Here is a 733-nt window from a genome sequence, read left to right on the forward strand (position 1 = left end):
CATTCTGTGATTGGTTCTGCTGATTGTTCTCCTGTTACCTCCCAAGTACAACTTTCTGTATTAAACGTCGCTGTTTCCCAACATTCTGTCGCTGGTGCTGCTGATTGTTCTCCTGTTACATCCCAAATACACGTATCATTATTAAACGTCGCCGTTTCATAACATTCTGTCGCTGGTGCTGCTGATTGTTCTCCTGTTACATCCCATTCGCAAGTACCGTTATTAAACGTTGCCGTTTCATAACATTCTGTGTTTGGTGCTGCTGCTTGTGTTCCTGTTACAACCCAACTACACGTATCATTATTAAACGTTGCCGTTTCATAACATTCTGTCGTTGGCTCGGTTGCTTGTTCTCCTGTTACATCCCAAGTACAACTTTCTGTATTAAACGTCGCTGTTTCCCAACATTCTGTCGCTGGTGCTGCTGCTTGTTCTCCTGTTACATCCCAACTACAAGTATCATTATTAAACGTTGACGTTTCATAACATTCTGTGATTGGTGCTGCTGCTTGTGTTCCTGTTACAACCCAACTACACGTATCATTATTAAACGTTGCCGTTTCATAACATTCTGTGATTGGTTCTGCTTCTTGTGTTCCTGTTACCTCCCAAATACACGTATCATTATTAAACGTTGCGGTTTCATAACATTCTGTGATTGGTTCTGCTGATTGTTCTCCTGTTACCTCCCAAGTACAACTTTCTGTATTAAACGTCGCTGTTTCCCAACATT

1 protein-coding gene is annotated in these 733 nt (G+C 41.6%); it reads right to left on the minus strand.

Going from position 1 to position 733, the window contains the following annotated elements; genetic code table 11:
• Positions 1-733 (minus strand): hypothetical protein (locus tag ES677_RS15420; RefSeq protein ID WP_170235079.1); only part of this gene is annotated, 733 nt, incomplete at both ends.

Origin of the sequence: Bizionia gelidisalsuginis (assembly GCF_008086185.1) — a bacterium.
Classification (GTDB): Bacteria; Bacteroidota; Bacteroidia; order Flavobacteriales; family Flavobacteriaceae; genus Bizionia; species Bizionia saleffrena.